This is a genomic window from Streptomyces sp. NPDC056738, assembly GCF_042790435.1.
GTDB lineage: Bacteria > Actinomycetota > Actinomycetes > Streptomycetales > Streptomycetaceae > Streptomyces.
Genome location: NZ_JBHTZF010000007.1, coordinates 466,813 through 486,660, shown reverse-complemented (window position 1 = coordinate 486,660; position 19,848 = coordinate 466,813). Strand labels below are relative to the sequence as shown.

Below are 19,848 nucleotides of genomic sequence, written 5' to 3'. Positions count from 1 at the left end.
CCTATGAGTGTCCTTCGGCCGCGACGCGAGCGCGAGGGGGCGTCGATCATTCACCGCGATCGTGTGTGCCGGCTGTCGGAATCCGTTCCCCTGGACGCGGGCGACCCGGCTGTTCCTCGCGTGGGCCACGGTTTTTGGAGAGGGCGAGGAACACACAGGCGCAGGCGAGCCCCGCCTCCGCCACCGCGCAGGCCAGGGCCTGGAGCAGGGGGGCGCCCGGCTGCGCGGTGGTTATGTCGAACCAGGCGTCGAGCACCGCGACCGCCGCCGTCGCCGAGGCGGTCAGCCGGGCCCGCGGATCGCGGCGCAGCCCCAGCGCGGCGGTGGCCGCGCAGCCCGCGGCCATCAGCACGTCGAGCCCCGCCCAGGCCACCTGCCAGTTCCGCACCTCCGTGCTGGCCGGGAGCGTCCGCACGAGGAGCACCATCCAGGGCACGAGCGCCACGGCGGTGACGCCGAGCAGCACGAGGGCCCAGTCGCTTCGCATCATGGTGCGCTTCATCTGCATGCCTCAACGATAGGATCACAGAGGAAATTCTGCAAAGAAAATTCTGCAGAACAAGTTCTGTGGACGTGACGGGCCGGGGATACCGTGTCCGTATGCCCGACCCCGAGCTGACCAGCCTCGAACGCACCGCCCTGTACAAGTCCCTGGGCAACCCGCTGCGCCGCCGCATCCTCGACTACCTCGGCCGGCACGGCGAGGCGAACTCGACCGTCCTCGCCAGAGAACTCGGCGAGAGCTCGGGCACGACCAGCTACCACCTGCGCAAGCTGGCGGACCAGCGTCTGATCGAGGAGATCGCCGAGAAGTCGGGCGGCCGTGAACGCTGGTGGCGGGCACTGCCGTTCAGCCACACCACACCCGATCCGTCCACCATGGCCCCCGAGGAGCTCGCGGCCGCCGAGGGCGTGGCACGCCTGAAGATCGAGATGGACACCGGGCTGTACCTCCGGGCGCACCGGGAGTACGCGGGCCCCGAGGGCTGGGCCCAGGTCCAGCGCTCCGGCACCTGGATGACCCAGGGAGAACTCCTGGACTTCGTACGGGAATACAGGGCGCTCCTGGACCGGTACGGCCACGCTCGTGAAGATGCGCCCGACGGGGCGCGCCCGGTGCATCTGCGCTTCTACGCCGTCCCGGACGCCGTGGGAGAGTGGGAGGGTGAACCGACTGGCCCATGAGACGTCCCCGTATCTGCTCCAGCACGCCGACAACCCCGTCGACTGGTGGCCGTGGTCGGCCGAGGCCTTCGACGAGGCCCGCAGAAGCAACCGGCCCGTTCTGCTGAGCGTCGGGTACAGCGCCTGTCACTGGTGCCATGTCATGGCCCACGAGTCCTTCGAGGACGAGGTGACGGCCGCCTACCTGAACGAGCACTTCGTCAGCGTCAAGGTCGACCGCGAGGAGAGGCCCGACGTCGACGCCGTCTACATGGAGGCGGTGCAGGCGGCGACCGGGCAGGGCGGCTGGCCGATGACCGTGTTCCTGACCCCGGACGCCGAGCCGTTCTACTTCGGCACGTACTTCCCGCCCGAGCCCCGTCACGGCATGGCCTCCTTCCGGCAGGTGCTGGAGGGCGTGTCGAGCGCCTGGAGCGAGCGGCGGGACGAGGTCGCCGAGGTCGCCGGGAAGATCACGCGGGACCTCGCCGAGCGGGAGATGTCCTTCGGGGACAGCCGGGTACCGGGCGAGGAGGAGCTGGCCGGGGCGCTGCTCGGACTCACCCGGGACTACGACGCGGCGCGCGGCGGATTCGGCGGCGCGCCCAAGTTCCCGCCGTCCATGGTCATCGAGTTCCTGCTGCGCCACCACGCGCGGACCGGCTCCGAGGGCGCCCTGCAGATGGCCGTGGACACCTGTGAGCGGATGGCGCGCGGCGGCATCTACGACCAGCTCGGCGGCGGCTTCGCCCGTTACTCCGTCGACCGGGACTGGGTGGTTCCGCACTTCGAGAAGATGCTGTACGACAACGCTCTTCTCTGCCGTGTCTACGCGCACCTGTGGCGGTCCACCGGGTCCGAGCTGGCGCGGCGGGTCGCGTTGGAGACCGCGGACTTCCTGGTGCGTGAACTGCGCACCGCCGAGGGCGGGTTCGCCTCGGCGCTCGACGCGGACAGCGACGACGGCACCGGCAGGCACGTCGAGGGCGCCTACTACGTGTGGACGCCGGCGCAGCTGCGTGAGGTGCTCGGGGAGGCGGACGCCGGGTTCGCGGCGCGGTACTTCGGGGTCACCGAGGAGGGCACCTTCGAGGAGGGCGCCTCCGTGCTGCAGTTGCCGCAGCAGGAGGAGGTCTTCGACGCGGACACGCTGGCCTCGGTGCGGGAGCGGCTGCTCGCGGCGCGGGACGGGCGGCCCGCCCCCGGGCGCGACGACAAGGTGGTCGCCGCCTGGAACGGGCTCGCGGTGGCCGCCCTCGCGGAGACCGGCGCCTACTTCGACCGCCCCGACCTGGTGGAGGCCGCGATCGGCGCCGCCGACCTGCTCGTACGGCTGCACATGGACGACCGGGCGCGGCTGGTGCGCACCAGCAAGGACGGCCGGGCCGGCGCCCACGCCGGGGTGCTGGAGGACTACGCGAACGTTGCCGAGGGCTTCCTCGCGCTGGCGTCCGTGACCGGGGAGGGGGTCTGGCTGGAGTTCGCCGGGTTCCTGCTCGACCACGTCCTCGCGCAGTTCACGGACGCGGAGTCGGGTGCGCTGTACGACACGGCGGCCGACGCGGAGCGGCTGATCCGCCGCCCGCAGGACCCCACCGACAACGCCACGCCCTCGGGGTGGAGCGCGGCGGCCGGGGCGCTGCTGTCGTACGGCGCGCAGACCGGCGCGGAGCCCCACCGCACCGCGGCCGAGCGGGCGCTCGGTGTCGTGAAGGCGCTCGGGCCGCGGGCGCCCCGTTTCATCGGGTGGGGGCTCGCGGTGGCCGAGGCGCTGCTCGACGGCCCCCGGGAGGTCGCGGTGGTGGGCGAGGCCGGTGATCCGGCCACGACGGCGTTGCGGCGTGCGGCACTTCTGGGCACCGCGCCGGGGGCCGTCGTGGCGGTGGGCGTGCCGGAGAGTGACGAACTGCCGCTGCTGTCCGGGCGACCGCTGGTGGACGGGAAGCCGGCCGCGTACGTCTGCCGAAACTTCGTCTGCGACGTCCCGACGACCGATCCCGACCGGCTCGGCGCGGTTCTGAACGGCCGAAACGCGTAACCCCCAACCGGTCCAAACGCCCCCAGAGAGCGGTTTGTTCGGCTATTTGACCTACCGTGACGAAACACGCTCTTCATCAGAGCAACCCGTGTCCTTCACAGATCACCCATAGCGTCTGCCTGGGGTCGCGACAGCCATCACGCGCTGTCGCGACGGGGGTCAGGGGATCTGGGGGGATCTGTGCTCACTTCTGTCTTCATCGCTGCCGTTTCACTGGCGCTCTTCTGGATGGCGGCCTTCACCCTGTGGTGGCAGATGCACGCGTGGCGTACGCCCGAAGTGCTGGCATCCACCCGGTTCGGCCGTCCGGACGGGGGTGAGAGCCTGTCCTTCTCGCTGCTGCTGCCCGCGCGGCACGAGCAGGCGGTGCTCGACCACACCATCCGGCGGCTGCTGGAATCCGGCCACACGGACTTCGAGATCATCGTCATCGTGGGGCACGACGACCCGGAGACCACCGAGGTGGCCCGGAGCGCGGAGGCGCGCGACCCGCGGGTGCGGGTCGTCGTCGACCACCACGAGCGGAAGAACAAGCCGAAGGCCATGAACACGGCCCTGCCGCACTGCCGCGGCGAGGTGGTCGGGGTCTTCGACGCCGAGGACCAGGTGCATCCCGAGCTGCTCGCCCACGTCGACCACGCGTTCCGCACGACGGAGGCGGACGTCGTCCAGGGCGGGGTGCAGCTCATCAACTTCCATTCGAGCTGGTACAGCCTGCGCAACTGCCTGGAGTACTTCTTCTGGTTCCGCTCGCGCCTCCACCTGCACGCGCAGAAGGGGTTCATCCCGCTCGGCGGCAACACCGTCTTCGTACGGACGCGGGTCCTGCGGGAGGCCGGCGGCTGGGACCCGGACTGCCTCGCGGAGGACTGCGACCTGGGCGTCCGGCTGTCCAGCGTCGGCAAGAAGGTCGTCGTCGCCTACGACTCCGGCATGGTGACCAAGGAGGAGACCCCCGGCTCGCTGATGTCGCTGCTCAGACAGCGCACCCGCTGGAACCAGGGCTTCCTGCAGGTCTACCGCAAGCGCGACTGGAAGCAACTGCCCACCTTCGGGCAGCGGTTGCTCGCCCGCTACACGCTCATGACGCCGTACCTCCAGGCGGTCTCCGGGGTGATCATCCCGCTCAACGTGGCGGTCGCGCTCTTCCTCGACGTGCCCGTCGGGATCGCCTTCGTCACCTTCCTTCCGGCCGTGACCGCCCTGGTCACCTTCGTCTTCGAGCTCGTCGGGCTGCACGACTTCGGCAAGCAGTACGGGCTGCGCGTCCGCACCGTGCACTACCTGAAGCTGGTCGCCGGCGGGCCCTTCTACCAGGTCCTGCTCGCGGGGGCCGCCGTGCGCGCCGTCTGGCGTGAGCAACAAGGGCGCAACGACTGGGAGTTGACCAGTCACGCCGGCGCGCATCTCACCGAAGCGATCCGAGAGGACGTTCCCGCGTGACCTCCACCCTTCCCGCGGCGGCCACACCCACGGCCCCCGCGCAGCGGCCGAACGCGCCCGAAAACCTCCCGGCACGGCTCACCGGCCCGTTCCTGCGGGGCTCGCGCCCCGATCTGATCCTGTGCGTGGCGCTGCTCACGGCGATCCTCGTCGTCCAGGGCTGGAACATCGCCGCCTACCCGGCGCTCAGCGACGACGAGGGCACCTACCTCGCCCAGGCCTGGGCCGTCCAGCAGGGCAAGGGCCTGGCCCACTACACGTACTGGTACGACCATCCACCGCTCGGCTGGATCCAGATAGCCCTGCTGACCTGGGTCCCCGCGCACCTCAGCCCGTCCCTGATGACCGTCGGCTCGATGCGCGTCGCGATGCTCGTGGTCAGCGCGGCGAGCGCGGTCCTGCTGTACGTCCTGGCGCGCCGCCTGTCGCTCCCGCGCTGGGCGGCCGGACTCGCCATGGTCCTGTTCGGGCTGTCCCCGCTCTCGGTCGTGCTCCAGCGGGAGATCTTCCTCGACAACATCGCGGTGACCTGGACGCTGCTCGCGTTCTGCCTGGCCGCGTCGCCGAGCCGGCACCTGTGGCACCACTTCGGCGCGGGCCTCGCGGCCGCCGCCGCCGTGCTCACCAAGGAGACGATGCTCGTCGTCCTGCCCGCCCTGTTCGTCACGATGTGGCGGCACAGCCACCGCGACACCAGAAAGTTCGCGCTCACCGGCGCCGTCACGGCCTGCGTGCTGATCGGCACCGCGTATCCGCTCTTCGCCCTCCTCAAGGGCGAGTTGCTGCCCGGCGGCGGACACGTCTCGCTCTGGGAGGGCATCACCTACCAGATGAGCCGCCCCGGTTCCGGATTCCTCCTGGAACGCGGCACCGGCTCGTACGGTGTCCTCCACTCCTGGCTCTACTACGACCGGGTGCTGCCGCTCGGCGGCCTCGCCGGCGCGCTGCTGCTCCTGGTCACCTTCCGCTGGTCGGTGACGGCCCGCGCGCTGGCCGGTCCCGCGCTCGCCGTGGCGATCCTCGCCCTGGTGGCGCTGCGCCCCAACGGCTACCTGCCCGCGATGTACGTCGTCCAGGCCCTGCCCTTCCTCGCCCTCGTCCTCGCCGGGGGCGCCGCGAGCGTCGCCCACGCCGTGCTGCGCAGACGGCGGACGGCCCAGGAGAGCGCCCCGGTCACCTGGGGGCGCCGGGGGCTGGCGGCGGTGCTCCTGGTGGCCGCGGGTTCCTATGTCGTGCCCCGCTGGTACGACGGCGACCGCACCGCGGTGACGGCCGACGCCAACGCCCCCTACCGGGCGGCCTCGTCCTGGCTGAGGACCGAGGTGAGGAACCCCGAGGACACCCGGGTCCTGGTGGACGACGGACTCTGGCTCGACCTCGTGCACGACGGCTACCGGCCGGGCCTCGGCGCCATCTGGTTCTACAAGGCCGACCTCGACCCCGCCGTCACCAAGACGATGCCGCGCGGCTGGAAGGACCTCGACTACGTGGTCGCCTCCCCGACGGTACGGCGTGACGCGGCCGACCTGCCGAACGTGCGGGCCGCGATGGAGCACTCCAGGCCCGTCGCCACCTTCGGCACGGGCGAGGACCGCATCGAGATCCGGCGGATCGACGCCACCGGAGACGCGGTCGACGACAACGACACCACCACCACGGTCCGTTCCGGAGGCGGTCGATGAGCAGCTTCGAGAGCACTGTCCCCGGCGAGCTGGGCGAACCGGCGGTACGCGCCGCCGGGATCCCGGAGCCCGGGGCCGTCACCATCGTCGTGCCGACCTTCAACGAGTCGGCGAACATACGGCAGTTGCTGCGCCAGATCACCGAATCGGTGCCGGCGCGGCTGCCCTGCGAGGTCGTGTTCGTGGACGACTCCACGGACGACACTCCCGAGGTGATCGCCGAGGCCGCGCGGGACTGCCCGTTCCCGGTGAGCGTGCTGCACCGCGAGGAGCCGGTGGGCGGGCTCGGCGGCGCGGTGGTCGAGGGGCTGAAGGCGGCGAGTTCCCAGTGGATCGTCGTGATGGACGGTGACTGCCAGCATCCGCCGTCCCTCGTACCGGAGTTGATCGCCTCGGGGGAACGCGCGCACGCAGGCCTCGTGGTCGCCAGCCGGTACATCAAGGGCGGCAGCAGGGAAGGGCTCGCGGGCGGATACCGGATCGCGGTGTCACGCGGCGCGACCTGGCTGACCAAGGCGCTCTTCCCGCGTCGGCTGCGCGGCATCAGCGACCCCATGAGCGGATTCTTCGCGATCCGGCGCAGCGCGGTCACCGCCGAGGTCCTGCGCCCGCTCGGCTACAAGATCCTGCTGGAGCTGGCCGTGCGCAGCCGCCCCCGGCGGGTCACCGAGGTGCCCTTCGTCTTCCAGGACCGCTTCGCGGGCGAGTCCAAGTCCTCGGCGGCGGAGGGCCTGCGGTTCCTGCGCCATCTCGTCGGGCTGCGCACCGCCTCGCCGGTGGCCCGCATGACGGTCTTCGGGCTGATCGGCGCCACCGGCTTCGTGCCGAACCTCCTCGGCCTCTACGCGCTCACCGCCGCCGGACTGCACTACGTACCGGCGGAGATCCTCGCCAACCAGCTCGGCGTGGCCTGGAACTTCCTGCTCATCGAGCATCTGCTGTTCCGGGAACGCCGACGGCACCGCAGGGGCTGGGACCGGGCGGCCCGGTTCGCGCTGCTCGCCAACGCCGATCTGGTGCTGCGCATCCCGCTGATCGCGCTCTTCGTCCGCCACCTCGGGATGGGCGCGCTGTCCGCCACGGCCCTGGCCCTGGTGACGACCTTCGTCCTGCGCTTCGCCGGGACCGAGGCGCTGGTGTACCTGCCGCGCCGCGCCGGCGCCGGGCGGGGGAGCCGCGCCGAGAGGGGGACGGCGTGAGATTTCGGACGAGACCACGACGGAGGACCGCCCTGCTGGCCGTGACGGGTCTGGCCGCCGGACTGCTGCTGGTGTCCCCGCAGCCCGCGTCCGCGGCCAACCTCGTCACCAACCCGGGCTTCGAGACCGGCGGCACCGACGGCATGCCGTCCTGCTGGGAGAAGTCCGGCTGGGGGGACAACGACTTCACCTTCGCGACCGTGTCCGACGCCCACTCGGGCACCAAGGCCATGAAGGTCACGCTGACCCGGCGGGTGGACGGCGACCGCAAGGCGCTGATCACCGAGTCCACCGCGTGCGCGCCGGTCGTCACGGCGGGCCGGCAGTACGACCTCGGGCTCTTCTACAAGACGACGACCCCCGACGCGGCGATCACGCTGTTCCGGCACGACACCACGGCGGGCTGGCAGTACTGGACCGACCTCAAGACCCTGGACATGGCGGCGGCCTGGACGCCGGCGACGGTGCGCACGCCGGCCGTCCCGGCGGGCACCGACCGGATCACCTGGGGCGTCTCCGTGTACGGCACGGGTTCGGCGACCACCGACGACTACACGATGGAACAGGTCTCCGAACCGATCCCGCCGGCCACCTGCACCGGCACGGCCGACGAGTGCGCGAACGGGAGGTGGACGGTCCTGCCGACGCAGAACCCGGTCCGCTCCATGCACTCCGTCGTCCTCAACAACGGCAAGGTGCTGCTGATCGCCGGTTCCGGGAACAGCGAGGAGAACTTCGACGCGGGCACGTTCACCTCGGCGGTCTACAACCCGGCGACCGGCTCGTACAAGGTGATCCCCACACCGAAGGACATGTTCTGCTCCGGGCACGTCCAGCTCGCGGACGGCCGGGTGCTGGTGCTCAGCGGCAACAAGGCCTTCCCGGTCGCGGGCGGCCACGGGTACGAGGGGTACAGGGAGTCGTACGTCTTCGACCCGGTCACCGAGACGTACAGCAGGACGAACGACCTCAACGACGGCCACTGGTACCCGTCGGCCACCGAGCTGGGCAACGGCGACATCATCTCGTTCGGCGGGCTGCGCGAGGACTCGTCCGGTTCGGTGACCGCCGAACGCTGGTCGAACGCGCAGCAGCAGTGGCTGCCGCTGTGGCAGGTCAACCAGACCTGGTCGTTCTGGGGTCTGTACCCGTCGATGATCCTGATGCAGGACGGGCGGCTCTTCTACTCGGGCAGCCATGTCTTCGGCAACGGCACCCCGGGCACGGGTTCCGCGATCTACGACTACGACGCCAACACCACGACCGCGATCCCCGGTCTGCAGAACAAGGACGAACGCGACCAGTCCGCGAGCGTGCTGCTGCCCCCGGCCCAGGACCAGAAGGTCCTGACCCTCGGCGGCGGCAACATCGACTCCAACCCCGCCGCCAACCGGCTCACCGACATCATCGACCTCAAGGCGGCGAACCCGGCGTACACGATGGGCCCGAAGATCCCGCAGGGCACGGTCGACGTCGGCAACGGCAAGGTCGCCCAGACCGGCGAGCAGGGCAAGATGTACGTGTCCGCCGTGCTGCTGCCCGACGGCAAGGTCCTGGAGACGGGCGGAGCGCTGCACAACCGCGCCGATCCCGTGTACGAGGCGTCGATCTTCGACCCGGCGACCTCGGCGTTCGACCCGGTGGCCGCCGACCCGGAGGCCCGCGGCTATCACTCCTCGGCGTTCCTGCTGCCCGACGGCCGCGTGATGGCCACCGGCGACAACCCGGGCAACGGCACCTGGAACCACGACGTGTCGATCTACACCCCGCCGTACCTCCTCAAGGGCAGCCGCCCGACGATCACTTCGGTGATCGACAAGGAATGGGTGTACGGGGACACGCAGCGCATCACCGTCGACCGGCCGGTCGTGAAGGCCGAGTTGATCAGGCCTGCCGCGGTCACCCACTCCTCCGACCCCAATCAGCGGTTCGTGGACCTGCCGCTGAGCGTGGACGGGAACAACGTCGACCTCAACGTGACGAGCAACCCGAACCTGGCGCCGCCCGGCTGGTACATGCTCTTCGCGGTGGACGCCAACGGCGTTCCCTCGGTGGCGCAGTGGGTGCATCTCCAGGGCCCCTCAGCGCTCGCCGCGGACACCGCCTCGGCGCACGTCCACTCCTTCGCCGACTCCCTGACGGGGGCCGTCACCGGGGCGGACCGGAAGCGGACCTCGCAGAAGGTGTCCACGACGATCTCCGGCTGCGACCGGCACTACGGGTCGATCAACGTCTGTGTGCCGACGGTCTTCCCGGAGGGGGTGAGGAAGACGACGGCCTCCCGCTGTGCCTGGCTGAAGAAGAACGACTACGGACGGCTCAGGATCAACGGCAAGGACGATCCCCTGGGCCTCGACCCCAGCAGGGACGGACTGGCCTGCGGCGCGAAGGATCTGATCAGGCGCTAGGGCGTGTCCGCAGGGCGCGTCCGCCCCAGGGCCGGCGCCGGGGCCGTGCGTCCCGGCGCCGGACGGGTCCCGCGGACGTCCGCGGGACCGCGTCAGGTCCCGAACTCCGCGAGGGCGCGCTCCACGACGGTCTCCAGCCGGTCGTGGTGCGCGCCCTTCCAGTAGGCGCGCCCGCACTCGGCGCACTGGGCGAAGACGTCGTACGACCGCTCGGTGCCGCTCTCGAGCTGGTCGGCGACCTGCTCCTTGGTGGCCCGGGCGAGCAGGCCGTTGCACGCGGTGCAGCGCGTCCAGGGCCGAAGCTCGGGCGCGAACCGGCCCAGCACGTCGCGGAGCTGGTCGTCGGGACGGGTGCTGTAGACGAAGCCGCCCGCCCACAGTTCGCGGCGCCGCAGCAGACCGCGGTCGCGGCTGAGCAGGACGCGCCGCTCGGCCGCCGAACGGGCGGCGAGCGCCGGGTCGCCGATGTCGGTGGACTCGTAGGCCGTGTCGACGCCGAGCAGCCGCATCCGGCGGGCGAGGGTGCCGAGATGGACGTCCAGGAGGAAGCGCAGCGGCGCGCCGGGGACCTGCTGGGGGCGTTCGACGGCGCCGACCCGTACGGATTCGCCCGCGGCCGGGATGTGGGAGAAGGGCACCTCGCGCCCGTCCACGACCAGGGCGCCGACCTCCGTCAGCGGGACGCCCAGCGACTCGACGACATGGCCGAGGGTGGAGGAGCCGTCGGTGCCGACCGGGGTGACCCCGGAGCGGCGGGCGTGCGGGACGAACAGCCCCAGTTCGGGGGCGAATTCGATGTGGATCTCCGGTCCGTTCACACGGTCAGGATGTCACGCGGGGGCTGTCCGCGGCCTCCGGGTTTCGCGGGGGAAGTCCGTGCTCCAGGACGTCCACGGCGCGCTCGACGAGTTCGGCGAAGTCGTCCCGGTGGCCGTTGTCGGCCCAGTAGAGGGAGGTCTCCATGAGCCCGCCGATCAGGGACATCGCGAAGACCCGGACCTCCAGGCTGTCCGGGTTGCGGCCGGTGCGCTCGCCGATGGCCCGGCTCAGCAGCCGCCCGGTGACCGACGCGCTCTCCATCATCCGGGACCGCACCGCGGGGACCTCGACCATCAGCCGGGTCCGCAGCCGGCTGACCTGGGGGTCCTCGGATTCCCCGAGGCCGATGGCCTTGCCGAGCACATGCCGCAGGGAGTCGAACCACGGCTCGTCCGCGGGGCGTTCGCGCAGCTCCTGTTCGAGGAGCGGGTCGTACTCGTCCGTGAGGACGATGTCCTCCTTGGTGGGGAAGTAGCGGAACACCGTGGAGGGGGAGACCTCGGCCGCCTCCGCGATCTGCTCGATCGTGGTGGCGTCGTACCCCTGCCGCTCGATCAGCCGGTACGTGGCCTCGCGGATCGCGATGCGGGTCTTGATCTTCTTCCGCTCGCGGAGCCCGGGCTGGGGCTCCGCGGCGGGAGTGGAACTCTGTGCGGTGGCGGCCATGGGTCTCATTGTCCGGCATCGGCCGTGGCCGGTGCCATGTCGGTGCCCTCCTCGGACGCGGGGGAGGACCGGGGCGGGTTCGGCAGCAGGGCCGCCGCCAGCAGCGCGGTGACCAGCGCCGCGATCCCGCTGACCAGCAGGACCAGGTCCATGCCGTGGATGTAGGCGGCGTTCGCGGAGGCTTCGAGAGCCCGGTCGCCGAGCCGGCCGGCGACGACATGGGCGCCGACCACCGAGTCGTCGGCCGCCTGCGCGGCGGCGCGCGGCAGCGCGGAGGTGTCGAGCCGGTCGGCGTAGGTGCTCGCGAGCAGGGAGCCGAGCAGGGCGATGCCGATCGCGCCGCCCACCTGGCGGACCGTCATCAGCAGTCCGGAGCCGCTGCCGGCCCGGTCGCGGGGGAGCGCGCCCAGCGCGGTGGACATCGCGGGCACCACGGCGAAGCCGAAGCCGAGTCCGGCGACGGTCAGCCACAGGGCGGTGGCCCCGTACCCGTCGTCGACGGTCGTACGGCTGCCGAGGAACGCGGCGAAGGCGAGGACGACGAGACCCGCGCTGATCACCGCGCGGGGCCCGAAGCGGGTCACCAGCGGCTGTGCGCCCCGGGAGGCGATCAGCAGGCCGCCCATCATCGGCAGCAGACGGACGCCGGTGCCGAGGGCGTCGTGGCCGAGGACCGCCTGGAGGTACTGCGGCAGCACGAACATCAGGCCGGACAGGACGAACATGACGAGCGTCGCGGCGAGGGTGTTGAGCAGGAAGCCGCGCTGCGCGAGCAGGGCCAGATCCAGCATCGGGCGGGGGCTGCGGCGTTCGCGGACGACGAGCAGGGCGATCAGGACGACGGCGGCGGCGAGGCAGCCGAGGACGAGCGGGTCGCCCCAGCCGCGGGACGGGGCTTCGATGATCCCGTAGACGAGGACGCTCAGACCCACCGCGGTGAGCGCGGTGGACAGGGCGTCCACCCGGGGCGAGGCGGGGTCGCGGGTCTCGGGGAGCAGGAAGACGCAGGCGGTGACGCCGATGGCGGCCATCGGGACGTTGACCAGGAAGACGGATCCCCACCAGAAGTGGTTCAGCAGCCAGCCGCCGATGATCGGGCCGAGCGGCAGTCCCAGCGCCGAGGCCGCGGAGACCGCTCCGACCGCCTTCGTGCGCTCGTCGGGTCCGAACAGCGAGGGCAGCACGGCGAGCGCGAGCGGCATCACGAGCGCGCCGCCGACGCCCATCAGGGCCCGGGCGGCGATCACCCAGGTGACGTCGTCGACGAGGGCGCCGGCCAGGGAGCCGCCCAGGAACACCACGAGGCCGGTGATGAGCATCCGGCGCCGCCCGAAGCGGTCGCCGAGCAGACCGGCGGGGAGCATCAGCGAGGCGAAGACGACGACGTAGGCGTCCGCCATCCACTGCTGCTCACCGGTGGACGCGCCCAGGTCCCGGGCCATCGTCGGCAGTGCCACGTTGAGGATCGTCATGTCGAAGCCGAGCACGAGCATGCTCGCGACCAGGGCCCCGAGGGCCCACCAGCGTCGGGGGTCGCGCCGAACGGCGCCGTCCTGCGTGAGAGTCACCATGAAATGAGAGTAACTCTCAAAAGCCAGGTGGTGTCAATCGAGTACGACTTTCAGCGGGTGGCGGGTGGCGGGTGGCGAGTGTTTGTCGCGGCGCGGGCGGGGAGGCCGGACGGTGGCCGGAAAACGCGCAGTGGCCGCGGCTGGGGAGCCGCGGCCACTGGAAGGGCGGGAGTGTGGGTGGGGGTGGGGGTCAGCCGTGCTGGTAGGCCACCAGGGAGATGCCGACGTAGTGCACGATGAACGCCGCGAGGGTCAGGGAGTGGAAGACCTCGTGGAATCCGAACCAACGCGGTGACGGGTTGGGCTTCTTGATCCCGTAGATCACTCCGCCCGCGCTGTAGAGCAGTCCGCCGACGATCACCAGGACGAGGACGGCGATGCCGCCCGTGCGCATGAAGTCGGGCAGGAAGAAGACGGCCGCCCAGCCCATCGCGATGTAGCAGGGCGTGTAGAGCCAGCGCGGGGCGCCGACCCAGAACACCCGGAAGGCGATGCCCGCCGCCGCGGCGGCCCAGATGCTCCACAGGAGCCACTGCCCCTTGGCCTCCGGCAGCAGGAGCATGGTCAGCGGGGTGTAGGTGCCCGCGATGATCAGGAAGATGTTCGCGTGGTCGAGTCTGCGCAGGACACCGTCCATCCGCGGGCTCCAGTCGCCGCGGTGGTACAGGGCGCTCACGCCGAACAGGAGGCAGGCGGTCAGGGCGAAGATCCCGCAGGCGATGCGGCCCCGGGTCGAGTCCGCCAGTGCGGTGAGGACCAGTCCGGAGACGAGGGCGGCCGGAAACATGCCGAGGTGCAGCCAGCCGCGAAGCTTGGGCTTGATCTCTTCCGACAGGGAGTGCGCGACAGACGTCTGGCCGGCTGCCGGCGAGTCCGTGGGCGCGTCGGGGGCGGACGCAGTCATGCGCCGAATCGTACCTACGGAACCGTAAGTTACGCGTCAGTCCCGCATAAGCGGGCCCCGATAGTGGCCATGATCTCACGCCATTGGCGGGCGCCGCCGGGGTACTCGCGGTGAACCCGGGGTGAGCGGGCGGAAACCTCCCTGGAAGTGGCGATGCTCACTCCGCTCAGGTGTGAGGCCCTCTGGACATATGCGCGCCCCGGTCGGATCATCAAATGAGTGCGGTCGGCACCGGATGAGCGCCAGGGGTTCAATCACCGTGAAGCATCCGGGTCGCAGCCCCCACGGGGCACAACAACAAAACCCCTCATTTAGGAGCAATCGTGGCGCGCGACATCGCGGCTCCCGTCCCGACCAACCACAAAGAACTGATCTCGTGGGTCAACGAGATCGCCGAACTGACCGAGCCGGACAGTGTGGTCTGGTGCGACGGATCCGAGGCCGAGTACGAGCGACTGAGTGAGGAGCTCGTCCGCAAGGGCACCTTCAAGAAGCTCGACCCGATCAAGCGCCCCAACTCCTACTACGCCGCGTCCGACCCGACCGATGTCGCGCGGGTCGAGGACCGGACGTTCATCTGCTCCGAGAAGGAGGAGGACGCGGGCCCGACGAACCACTGGAAGGCCCCCGCCGAGATGCGGGAGATCTTCTCCGGCGAGCAGGGCGTCTTCCGCGGCTCGATGCGCGGCCGCACGATGTACGTCGTCCCGTTCTGCATGGGCCCCCTCGGCTCCGACCTCTCCGCGATCGGCGTCGAGATCACCGACTCCGCCTACGTCGCCGTGTCCATGCGCACCATGACCCGCATGGGACAGCCGGTCCTGGACGAACTCGGCACCGACGGGTTCTTCGTGCGTGCCGTGCACACGCTCGGAGCCCCGCTGGCCGAGGGCGAGGCGGACGTGCCGTGGCCGTGCAACTCCACGAAGTACATCTCCCACTTCCCCGAGACCCGCGAGATCTGGTCGTACGGCTCCGGCTACGGCGGCAACGCGCTCCTCGGCAAGAAGTGCTACGCCCTGCGCATAGCCTCCGTGATGGCGCGCGACGAGGGCTGGCTCGCCGAGCACATGCTGATCCTCAAGCTGACGCCGCCGCAGGGCGAGTCGAAGTACGTCGCCGCCGCCTTCCCGAGCGCCTGCGGCAAGACCAACCTCGCCATGCTGGAGCCCACGATCTCCGGCTGGACGGTCGAGACCATCGGTGACGACATCGCCTGGATGCGGTTCGGCGAGGACGGCCGCCTCTACGCGATCAACCCCGAGGCCGGCTTCTTCGGTGTCGCGCCCGGCACCGGTGAGCACACCAACGCCAACGCGATGAAGACGCTGTGGGGCAACTCCGTCTTCACGAACGTCGCGCTCACCGACGACAACGACATCTGGTGGGAGGGCATGACGGAGGAGACTCCGGCCCACCTGACCGACTGGAAGGGCAACGACTGGACCCCCGAGTCCGGCACGCCCGCCGCGCACCCCAACGCCCGCTTCACGGTGCCCGCCTCGCAGTGCCCGATCATCGCGCCCGAGTGGGAGGACCCCAAGGGCGTGCCGATCTCGGCGATCCTCTTCGGCGGCCGCCGCGCCACCGCGGTCCCGCTCGTGACCGAGTCCTTCGACTGGAACCACGGCGTCTTCCTCGGCGCGAACGTCGCCTCCGAGAAGACCGCCGCCGCCGAGGGCAAGGTCGGCGAGCTGCGCCGCGACCCCTTCGCCATGCTGCCGTTCTGCGGCTACAACATGGGCGACTACATGGGGCACTGGGTCGACGTCGCCAAGGACAAGGACCAGGCGAAGCTCCCGAAGATCTACTACGTGAACTGGTTCCGCAAGAACGACGCGGGCAAGTTCGTCTGGCCCGGCTTCGGCGAGAACAGCCGCGTCCTGAAGTGGATCGTCGAGCGCCTCGACGGCAAGGCCGAGGGCGTCGAGACCCCGATCGGCGTCCTGCCGACCCGGGAGTCCCTCGACACCGACGGTCTCGAACTCGCCGAGTCCGACCTCGACTTCCTGCTCACGGTCGACAAGGAGGTCTGGCGCGAGGAGGCCGGACTGGTCCCCGAGCACCTCAACACCTTCGGCGAGCACACGCCCAAGGAGCTGTGGGACGAGTACCGCGCACTGGTGCAGCGCCTGGGCTGACGCCCCCAACCACTCCGCGGCCGACCCGAGTTGCCCTGACCTGCGACCGTTGCGGCGGTCGGCCGCGGTGACCGCACCCGCCGGGGTCTCGCGCACATCAGCGCGGGACCCCGGCTTTTTCGTCCCCGGCGTCCCGCCCGTGCCGGAACGGCTGAAAAAGCGCGGATTTCGAGGGACACTCCTGACATCCTGCACTGGACCCCGAAATGAGGTGGGCGGGGTGCGTACGCCTGTCAGTGACCCCATGAAGATCGGTCCGTACCGCATCGTGGGTCGGCTCGGCTCCGGTGGCATGGGATGGGTGTATCTCGGCCGCTCGCCCGCCGGGCGCGAGGTCGCGGTCAAGGTGGTGCGGCCCGAACTGGCCGCGGAGCGCGAGTTCCGGGAGCGCTTCGCGCGCGAGGTCGCCGCGGCGCGCGTGGTCAGCGGCGCCTACACGGCGGCCGTGGTCGACGCCGACACCGAGGCCGAACTGCCGTGGCTGGCCACCCTGTACGTGGCCGGTCCCTCGCTCGCCGAGGCGGTCCGCACCGACGGACCCCTGCCCGAGCCACAGGTACGGCGGCTCGGCGCGGGCCTGGTCGAGGCGTTGCAGGCCATCCACGCCGCACGCGTCGTGCACCGGGACCTCAAGCCGGCCAACGTGCTCCTCGCCTCCGACGGCCCGCGCGTCATCGACTTCGGGATCTCCCGTGTGGACGGCGCCCCCGGCCTCACCCAGGTCGGCGTCGTCGTCGGCACCCCGCCGTTCATGTCCCCCGAGCAGATCAGGGGCGCCAAGGTGGGCCCGGAGAGCGACGTCTTCTCCCTCGGCGGGGTCCTGGTGTACGCGCTCACCGGACGCCCGCCGCACGGCAGCGGGGAGTCCGTGCGCCACCGCGTGGCCTTCGAGGCCCCCGAACTCGACGGCATCGCGGGCCCGATGCGGGAACTGGTCGCGCGCTGTCTGGCGAAGCGTCCCGAGGACCGGCCCCGGCCGGCTCAGCTCCTGGACGGGCTGCTGGAGCAGGAGCCCCGCCGGGCCGACTGGCCGCCGCCCACCGTCGCCCACACCATCAGGGTGCGCACCCAGGACCTGATGAAGCGCCGCAAGGAGAGCACCAGCGTGTCCGTACCCTCCTGTCTGCTGTCGCACGCCCAGGCGCTGCTCGACGCCGGACTGACCGACGCGATGGTCGCCGAGGCGGTGGGCCGTGGCGACGCCTGACTCCTTTTCCGGCCGGGGCCGGGAGATTCTCGAAATCGGAACGCACTGGCGGCAGTTGGTGCAGACCTGGGTGGCGAGACGGAATTTCCACACGGAGACCGACACCGTTTCCGTCTCCATGCGATTCGACCTCGAGGAAACGGGCCGGATGATTACCGTCCGGTTCATGACGACCAAGAGACTTCTGGTCGCATTCGCCACCGACGGCCATTCCCTGCGCAAGGACCAACTCGCTCTCGCCGCCGCCGCGTCGAACGCGTGGAACACCGAACAGCTCCATCCCATGCTGTCCGTGTGGGACGTACGGGGGCCGCGCCCCTGTCTCGCGGGCGTGTGCGACCTTCCCCTGACCTGTCGTATGACGCAAACAGATTTCGATGCTTTGGCCAGTGATTGGGTGGAGCGGGCGAGACAGATGTTCACCCGATGCCATCAGGTGTTCGAGTTGTAGAAGTGATGCCCCCCGCGTTTCTCAAACCCTTCCGGACACCCGCCACTTTCCGCCAGTATGGGCGAGTGCCTTTCAGGGCCACGGGGGTGTTGTGTCAGGGCCACGGGGGGTCTTTTTCATGCGGCGTCGCCTTTCCCTCATCATGCTTTTCGGACTCCTGGCCGCGTCGGCTCCGGCGGTGGCCGCCACAGCGGCCCAGCCGTGCGGCGGCACCTTCGAGCAGCGTCTGGGCTGCTGGGCCCGCGCGACCGACGAGGGCGCGGTCCGCGTCACCGTCGACCGGACCCTGCCGTTCGACGGCAGGGCCGCGAACCGCAAGGGCTTCGAGCAGACCCTGGTGGACCGCAGCGCCCGACTCCTGGTCGAGGTGCCCTCGGGCGTCCACACCGGCGAGGGCGGCACGGCACTCGTCGTGCTCGCGGACCACGACCACAGGTTCCTCGCGGACGACGCCGTCATCGACGCGCTGAAGCCCGGCACCGTCAAGGAACTGGCCGACCGCCGGGCCTGCGACCCCCGTAAGGCGGGGGACCTGTGCGCCCGGCTCGCCAAGGGGCGGCTGACCGGGGCCGACCTGGTCCGTCTCGGCCTGGCCACCGACCTCTCCCGCACGGACATCGTCGGCGGCTCCGCGGCCGGCACGTCCGCGAACCCCGGCGGTGACGAGACCGCCACCGGGCAGCAGGGACAGGGCCAAGGACAGGGGCAGAGCCCGGCCCAGGGCCAGGGCCAAGGCCAGGAGACCGGGAAGGCCGGCGACACCGGCCGGGACCCCGGAACCTCCACCGACCCCGGCGACGGCGGCGGCTGGGACACCGCCACCGCGGTGCTCACCGTCCTGTGCGCCGTGCTCGTCCTGCTGCTCGGCGTCCTGCTCTTCCTGATCCGCCGCTCCGCGCGTTCCGTCGCCGTCGGCACCCTGTCCAGGCGCTCGCTCGCCGCGCCCGCCGTCGGCGCCGTACCGGCCGCCTCGACGCCCCGGCCCCGCGGCCGTCCCCGTACCCACGCGTCCGACCAGGCCACCACCCGTACCCGCGTGTCCGACGAGGCCGCCGCCCCTCCCCGCACCCGGATGCCCGACGAGGCCACCACCCGCCTCCGGGCCACGCCCGCGCCCCGCAGCCACGGCCGGCGCGTCGGCAACGTACCGGGCCCCGCCCGGCCCGCCGTCGTACGCACCGAACTGCACCCGCAGGGCTATGTCGAGGTGGACCACGTGCTGTACCGGGCGGTGTGGGCCGAGCCGGGCCGCCCGCCGCCCGCGCCCGGCGGACTCGTCGACGTCACCGAGGCCGGGGAGCGCGACTCCGACGTCCTCTACGCGTTCCCGCCGACACCCGGACGGCACGCCAAGGCCGCCCGGCCCTGAGACCAGGAGAGACCCACATGCACAGCGACTACCCGCCCACCCTGCCGGCGGAGTACGCCGACATCGAGTTCGAGAACAACGCGCAGCGGATGCCGCTCGTCCTCTGCCTCGACATCTCCAGCTCGATGGCGGGTCAGCCCATCCAGACCCTCAACAACGCGCTCGCGGAGTGGACGCGGGAACTGCACGACGACGTCAGCCTCAGCTACAGCGTCGAGGTCGCCGTGGTCACCTTCGGCGGCCAGGGCGTCGCCGCCTGGCGCGGACCCCAGCTCCTGCCCGCGCACGCGCCGGTGAGCCCCTTCGTGCCGGCGCACATGTTCCACCCGCCGCAGCTCGCCGCCGCCGGCGTCACCCTGATGACCGAGGCGCTCGAACTGTCGATGAACATCGTCGCCGCCCGCAAGGCCGAACTGCGCGCCTCCGGACTCCAGTACTACCGGCCGCAGATCTGCCTGGTCACCGACGGACTGCCCACCGACGCGACGGGCCATCTCACCGACTCCTGGCAACGGCTGATCCCGGTCCTCGCCGACGAGCAGCAGGCCCGCCGCTTCCGGCTGTACGCGATCGGCGTCGGCGGCATCACGGACCGCGGCGAGCAGGTGCTCCGGTCCTTCGCGCCGAAGTTCAACGCCCGGCTCCAGGGATTCCCGTTCCGCGAACTGCTCCAGATGATGTCCGCGAGCGCCAACGCCGAGCAGAAGGGCGCGGGCGACGAGGTCTTCGAGAAGATCTTCAGCCAGTTCAAGACGCAGCGCCCGGCCTGGGAATCGTGACCGATGA

Annotated in this window: 16 protein-coding genes; 11 read left to right on the top strand and 5 right to left on the bottom strand. The window is 71.0% G+C overall.

Annotation, left to right across the window (positions count from 1 at the left end; translation table 11 throughout):
• Positions 1 to 46: 46 nt before the first annotated feature.
• A complete protein-coding gene (locus ACFRIC_RS21515) occupies positions 47 to 508 on the bottom strand; it encodes a hypothetical protein (RefSeq protein WP_382787978.1) in 462 nt (153 codons plus the stop codon).
• 92 nt (positions 509 to 600) lie between these two features.
• Between ACFRIC_RS21515 and ACFRIC_RS21510 the strand changes: the two genes are divergently transcribed.
• From ACFRIC_RS21510 to ACFRIC_RS21485, 6 genes are all read left to right on the top strand, one after another.
• Positions 601 to 1,185 carry an ArsR/SmtB family transcription factor gene (locus tag ACFRIC_RS21510; protein ID WP_382787976.1) on the top strand — a complete coding sequence of 195 codons (585 nt, stop codon included), beginning with the start codon at positions 601 to 603 and terminating at the stop codon, positions 1,183 to 1,185.
• Entirely contained in the window at positions 1,166 to 3,202 is a 2,037-nt protein-coding gene (locus ACFRIC_RS21505; RefSeq protein WP_382787974.1) for a thioredoxin domain-containing protein, read from the top strand. Before ACFRIC_RS21510 ends, ACFRIC_RS21505 begins: the two co-directional genes overlap by 20 nt.
• Before the next feature lie 180 nt (positions 3,203 to 3,382).
• The gene (locus tag ACFRIC_RS21500; protein WP_382787972.1) at positions 3,383 to 4,645 is read left to right on the top strand and encodes a glycosyltransferase; all 1,263 of its coding nucleotides are present in this window, start codon (positions 3,383 to 3,385) and stop codon (positions 4,643 to 4,645) included.
• On the top strand, positions 4,642 to 6,327 hold the full coding sequence (locus ACFRIC_RS21495; RefSeq protein WP_382787970.1) for an ArnT family glycosyltransferase: 1,686 nt from the start codon (positions 4,642 to 4,644) through the stop codon (positions 6,325 to 6,327). The genes ACFRIC_RS21500 and ACFRIC_RS21495 overlap by 4 nt, the downstream gene beginning before the upstream one ends.
• Positions 6,324 to 7,526: a glycosyltransferase gene (locus ACFRIC_RS21490; protein ID WP_382787968.1), complete on the top strand. Its 1,203-nt coding sequence runs from the start codon at positions 6,324 to 6,326 to the stop codon at positions 7,524 to 7,526. The genes ACFRIC_RS21495 and ACFRIC_RS21490 overlap by 4 nt, the downstream gene beginning before the upstream one ends.
• A 143-nt stretch (positions 7,527 to 7,669) precedes the next feature.
• Positions 7,670 to 9,934 carry a galactose oxidase-like domain-containing protein gene (locus ACFRIC_RS21485; RefSeq protein WP_382788060.1) on the top strand — a complete coding sequence of 755 codons (2,265 nt, stop codon included), beginning with the start codon at positions 7,670 to 7,672 and terminating at the stop codon, positions 9,932 to 9,934.
• A 92-nt stretch (positions 9,935 to 10,026) separates the two neighbouring features.
• Here the strand turns inward: ACFRIC_RS21485 and ACFRIC_RS21480 are convergent, their stop codons facing one another.
• From ACFRIC_RS21480 to ACFRIC_RS21465, 4 genes are all read right to left on the bottom strand, one after another.
• Positions 10,027 to 10,752: a Mut7-C RNAse domain-containing protein gene (locus tag ACFRIC_RS21480; RefSeq protein WP_382787965.1), complete on the bottom strand. Its 726-nt coding sequence runs from the start codon at positions 10,750 to 10,752 to the stop codon at positions 10,027 to 10,029.
• Between the two features lie 4 nt (positions 10,753 to 10,756).
• Positions 10,757 to 11,428: a TetR/AcrR family transcriptional regulator gene (locus tag ACFRIC_RS21475; protein WP_382787963.1), complete on the bottom strand. Its 672-nt coding sequence runs from the start codon at positions 11,426 to 11,428 to the stop codon at positions 10,757 to 10,759.
• Positions 11,425 to 12,990, bottom strand: coding sequence for an MFS transporter (locus ACFRIC_RS21470; protein ID WP_382787961.1), 1,566 nt, complete (start codon positions 12,988 to 12,990; stop codon positions 11,425 to 11,427). Before ACFRIC_RS21470 ends, ACFRIC_RS21475 begins: the two co-directional genes overlap by 4 nt.
• Before the next feature lie 190 nt (positions 12,991 to 13,180).
• Positions 13,181 to 13,894, bottom strand: a complete 714-nt coding sequence (locus ACFRIC_RS21465) for a hemolysin III family protein (protein WP_382787959.1) — start codon at positions 13,892 to 13,894, stop codon at positions 13,181 to 13,183.
• 323 nt (positions 13,895 to 14,217) lie between these two features.
• Here ACFRIC_RS21465 and ACFRIC_RS21460 point away from each other — a divergent pair, with 323 nt between their 5' ends.
• From ACFRIC_RS21460 to ACFRIC_RS21440, 5 genes are all read left to right on the top strand, one after another.
• On the top strand, positions 14,218 to 16,035 hold the full coding sequence (locus ACFRIC_RS21460; protein WP_382787957.1) for a phosphoenolpyruvate carboxykinase (GTP): 1,818 nt from the start codon (positions 14,218 to 14,220) through the stop codon (positions 16,033 to 16,035).
• A gap of 244 nt (positions 16,036 to 16,279) precedes the next feature.
• On the top strand, positions 16,280 to 17,242 hold the full coding sequence (locus ACFRIC_RS21455) for a serine/threonine-protein kinase (RefSeq protein ID WP_382787955.1): 963 nt from the start codon (positions 16,280 to 16,282) through the stop codon (positions 17,240 to 17,242).
• Positions 17,229 to 17,693 (top strand): hypothetical protein, encoded by a 465-nt coding sequence (locus ACFRIC_RS21450; RefSeq protein ID WP_382787953.1) that lies wholly within the window; start codon positions 17,229 to 17,231, stop codon positions 17,691 to 17,693. The genes ACFRIC_RS21455 and ACFRIC_RS21450 overlap by 14 nt, the downstream gene beginning before the upstream one ends.
• Positions 17,694 to 17,835: 142 nt before the next feature.
• The gene (locus ACFRIC_RS21445) at positions 17,836 to 19,062 is read left to right on the top strand and encodes a hypothetical protein (protein WP_382787951.1); all 1,227 of its coding nucleotides are present in this window, start codon (positions 17,836 to 17,838) and stop codon (positions 19,060 to 19,062) included.
• A gap of 17 nt (positions 19,063 to 19,079) precedes the next feature.
• On the top strand, positions 19,080 to 19,841 hold the full coding sequence (locus ACFRIC_RS21440) for a hypothetical protein (protein ID WP_382787949.1): 762 nt from the start codon (positions 19,080 to 19,082) through the stop codon (positions 19,839 to 19,841).
• Positions 19,842 to 19,848 lie beyond the last annotated feature (7 nt).

Bases quoted from the DNA above. Each gene is read 5' to 3' on its own strand.
- ACFRIC_RS21440 (WP_382787949.1), top strand. From the start codon at position 19,080: ATGCACAGCGACTACCCGCCCACCCTGCCGGCGGAGTACGCCGACATC.
- ACFRIC_RS21490 (WP_382787968.1), top strand. From the start codon at position 6,324: ATGAGCAGCTTCGAGAGCACTGTCCCCGGCGAGCTGGGCGAACCGGCG.
- ACFRIC_RS21455 (WP_382787955.1), top strand. From the start codon at position 16,280: ATGAAGATCGGTCCGTACCGCATCGTGGGTCGGCTCGGCTCCGGTGGC.
- ACFRIC_RS21485 (WP_382788060.1), top strand. From the start codon at position 7,670: ATGCCGTCCTGCTGGGAGAAGTCCGGCTGGGGGGACAACGACTTCACC.
- ACFRIC_RS21515 (WP_382787978.1), bottom strand. From the start codon at position 508: ATGCAGATGAAGCGCACCATGATGCGAAGCGACTGGGCCCTCGTGCTG.
- ACFRIC_RS21445 (WP_382787951.1), top strand. From the start codon at position 17,836: ATGCTTTTCGGACTCCTGGCCGCGTCGGCTCCGGCGGTGGCCGCCACA.
- ACFRIC_RS21465 (WP_382787959.1), bottom strand. From the start codon at position 13,894: ATGACTGCGTCCGCCCCCGACGCGCCCACGGACTCGCCGGCAGCCGGC.
- ACFRIC_RS21470 (WP_382787961.1), bottom strand. From the start codon at position 12,990: ATGGTGACTCTCACGCAGGACGGCGCCGTTCGGCGCGACCCCCGACGC.
- ACFRIC_RS21475 (WP_382787963.1), bottom strand. From the start codon at position 11,428: ATGAGACCCATGGCCGCCACCGCACAGAGTTCCACTCCCGCCGCGGAG.
- ACFRIC_RS21510 (WP_382787976.1), top strand. From the start codon at position 601: ATGCCCGACCCCGAGCTGACCAGCCTCGAACGCACCGCCCTGTACAAG.